The sequence below is a fragment of the Streptomyces sp. NPDC054841 genome (genome assembly GCF_053611045.1).
Genome location: NZ_JBSGZO010000710.1, coordinates 1 through 3216 on the forward strand (window position 1 = coordinate 1; position 3216 = coordinate 3216).

Annotated in this window: 3 protein-coding genes; all 3 read left to right on the forward strand. The window is 69.3% G+C overall.

Going from position 1 to position 3216, the window contains the following annotated elements; translation table 11 throughout:
- The first annotated feature begins 247 nt into the window (after positions 1-247).
- From ACWGI8_RS42090 to ACWGI8_RS42100, 3 genes are read left to right on the forward strand one after another with little or no spacing between them, the layout of a single operon-like run.
- Positions 248-1369, forward strand: a complete 1122-nt coding sequence (locus ACWGI8_RS42090) for a tyrosine-type recombinase/integrase (RefSeq protein ID WP_453668741.1) — start codon at positions 248-250, stop codon at positions 1367-1369.
- Positions 1369-1695, forward strand: coding sequence for a helix-turn-helix domain-containing protein (locus ACWGI8_RS42095; protein WP_453668742.1), 327 nt, complete (start codon positions 1369-1371; stop codon positions 1693-1695). The genes ACWGI8_RS42090 and ACWGI8_RS42095 overlap by 1 nt, the downstream gene beginning before the upstream one ends.
- Positions 1692-3155 carry a hypothetical protein gene (locus ACWGI8_RS42100; RefSeq protein ID WP_453668743.1) on the forward strand — a complete coding sequence of 488 codons (1464 nt, stop codon included), beginning with the start codon at positions 1692-1694 and terminating at the stop codon, positions 3153-3155. The genes ACWGI8_RS42095 and ACWGI8_RS42100 overlap by 4 nt, the downstream gene beginning before the upstream one ends.
- Positions 3156-3216: the final 61 nt, after the last annotated feature.

The following is a 3216-nucleotide window of genomic DNA, read 5'->3' on the forward strand; positions in this document are numbered from 1 at the left end:
CGGAACCGGCGCGAATCGCATCTGATGCGAACTGGGCGCTCGTTGCGCCGCGTTGGCCGATCGGGCGTAAGGAAGCCGCTGATCAGTGAATTGAGGGTTCACCGTGTGCCTGCCGAGACGGTAGCGGACCGGCCGGGCCCGTGTCGTTCCGCTTCACTCGATCGGATGGCTGACCTGCCGTTCCGTCCCGGGCTTCGCATCTGATGCGAGATTCTCGCGCCGGATGCGATCTACGGAGCGTGACGAATTGGCAGGCAACAACAGGGCGGCGCCGGGGGCCGCACGGCTGCACCTGGCGGACGGGGTGCCGCTGCTGCGACCGGAGGAGCAGGTCTTCGAAGCGATGCTGGACGGCTGGCGCAACCAGCAGCTGGCGCGGAACCTCGCGCTGTCGACCATCAACGGCCGTGAGCGGAAGGTGCGGGCATTCGCCACCCATGCGGACGCCTTCCCTTGGAGCTGGTCCTCGACGCTGGCGGACGAGTGGTTCGGCGACCTGCGGGCGGTCCGCGGCTGCGTCCGCTCGACGCTGCGCGGCTACCAGGAGGCGGTGCGGCTGTTCTGCGACTACGCCACCGACCCCGCCTACGACTGGGCGGCCGAGTGCGAGCGCCGGTTCGGCACCCATCCGATCCAGGTGTGCCACGAGTGGAACACCGCCGTGCACATGCAGGAGTGCGAGGCCGAGTCCCCGAAACGGGCCTTCACCCGGGATGAGTTGCAGGCGTTCTTCGACCACGCCGACGACGAGGTGACCCGGGTCCGCGGACGCGGCCGCAAGGGATGGCTGCCCGCCTTCCGCGACGCGATGCTGTTCAAGACCGCGTACGCCTACGGGCTGCGGCGCAACGAGACGCGGATGCTGGATGTCGCCGACTTCGGCCGCAACCCCGAAGGGACGGAGTTCGGCGAGTACGGCGTCTGCTACGTCCGCCACGGCAAGGCCAAGAAGGGCTCACCCCCCAAACGCCGCAGCGTACTGACGGTATGGGAGTGGTCCGCCGAGATCCTCGACCAGTGGACGAGTGAAGTGCGGCCCGCCATGCGCCACGCGGACGGATCCGCCCTGTGGCCGTCCGAGCGCGGACGGCGGGTCGGCCTGCAACGGCTGGACTCCCGCTTCGCCGCCTACCGCGACGACCTCGGTCTGGACCCGGTTCTGGACTTTCACTCGCTACGAAGGTCCTACGTCACCCACCTGATCGAAGACGGCTGGGACGCCCTATTTGTCCAGCAGCAAGCCGGCCACGACCATGCCAGCACAACCTCGATCTACACCTGCGTCTCCTCCGACTTCCGCACTCGCACGCTGCGGCGGGCGCTGGACGCCACGGTCGAGGCCGCGCTCAAACCCGTCAGGAGGGCGTGATGAAACGCCAGGTCAGCTACCAGTGGCGACTGCGGGAGCGGATGGCCGCCGCCGGTATGTTCACGACCAGCGAGCTGGCCCCGCCGCTGGCCGAGCGGGGCATCAACCTCTCGCTCTCCCAGGTCCATCGGCTGGTCACCGGCACCCCCGAGCGGCTGTCGCTGCCGGTGCTGGCCGCACTCTGCGACATCTTCGAGTGCACCCCGGCCGACCTGATCGCCACCAAGGCCGAGAACGCCACCATCCGCAAGGTCGCCACCGGCGACGCGGTCGTCGACCTGTCGGCGGTCCGTCCCAAGCGCGCCCGCATCCGGCCCGAAGGATGAGCCGGACCCGAGTGCCCGCGAGCGCGCGGGTCTGCACCCGCTGCGGCCGGGCAGTGCGGCCCGAGACGAACCACTGGCCCGAGGGCTACATCTGCCAGACCTGCATGACCCGGGCCCTGGAGACCTACGGAACGTGCGTCGGCTGTGGCGTCGATCGGCTCACCCCGGGCCTCGCGCCGGACGGCGGCAAGCTCTGCACTGACTGCGCCGGTGGACTCGGCGACTTCACCTGCGAACGCTGCGGCCAGGAAGCCAGGCGCTACCGGCGAGGGATCTGCGGCCGATGCGTCCTGACCGAACGTCTCCATTACTTACTCGACGACGGCTCCGGCTCCGTCCGCACCGAACTGCTCCCGCTGTTCGATGCCCTGCGACAGATGCGCCGCCCCTGGGGCGGACTGACCTGGACGAACCATTCCCACGTCCAGCGCAACCTGCGGGCCCTAGCCCGCGGCGAAGTCCCACTCACCCACGACGGACTGAGCCAACTCACACCTTGGCGGTCGGTCGCCTACCTGCGCGACCTGCTCATGCGGAGTGGTGTCCTGCCCCCGGCCGACCGGCAGCTGCTGCTGTTCCAGAGGTGGCTTGCCGAGAAACTGCCCGCCATCGACGGTCCCGGGCCTCGGCGCCTGCTGGAGCTCTTCGCCACCTGGCACGTCGAGCGCCGCCTGCACACCCTGGCCGACCGCTGCCCGCTCACCAGCAAGCAGATCCACCAGGCCCGCAACGAGATCCACCTCGCGACCGCTTTCCTCGCTCACCTCGCCGAGCGCGGACGAACCCTCGCAGAGTGCACGCAGGCCGATGTCGACGACTGGTACGCAGGCGGCTACACCGCCCGGCGCCTCACCCATGCCTTCCTGCGATGGGCGATGCGGTCCAACCACATGCCCACGGTCACCATTCCGCACCACTCCACCAGCAACCCAGCCCCGCTTGCTCAGCACCAACGGCTCACCCTGCTACGGCAGGCCGTCAACCGTGACGACATCCCTCTCCAGGACCGCGTGACCGCCGCGCTCGTCCTCCTCTACGCACAGCCCCTCACCCGGATCGCACGGCTCACCATCGACGATGTCCTCCGTGAGGACGGCGAGGTCCAGATCCGGCTCGGCGACCCTCCGTCGCCCGTCCCTGAGCCCTTCGCCGGCATGCTGCTGGACTACCTGGGCCAGCGGCCGAACACCATGACCGCAACCAATCCGGGCGCCCGATGGCTCTTCCCAGGCCGACGGGCCGGACAACCCATGACCTCGGACACCCTCGAAATTCGTCTCCGCGACCTGGGCTTCCCCACCCAGCGAGGACGCACGTCGGCGATCCGCCACCTCGTACTCCAGGCCCCTGCCCCCGTGGTCGCCCGCATGCTCGGCTACCACGACGACACCACCGCCCAACTCGCCGCCGAGAGCGGAGGGACCTGGAGGCACTATGCCCCCGGCGACCACTCACGGTGAGCCCAAGCCCTCATCGGCCACGGAATACGCGAGTCTCGATTACGCGAGGTCGCCAGTTCTG

What these genes read in the sequence shown, in the direction of transcription:
- ACWGI8_RS42100 (WP_453668743.1), top strand. Translation starts at nt 1,692, where the DNA reads ATGAGCCGGACCCGAGTGCCCGCGAGCGCGCGGGTCTGCACCCGCTGC.
- ACWGI8_RS42095 (WP_453668742.1), top strand. Translation starts at nt 1,369, where the DNA reads ATGAAACGCCAGGTCAGCTACCAGTGGCGACTGCGGGAGCGGATGGCC.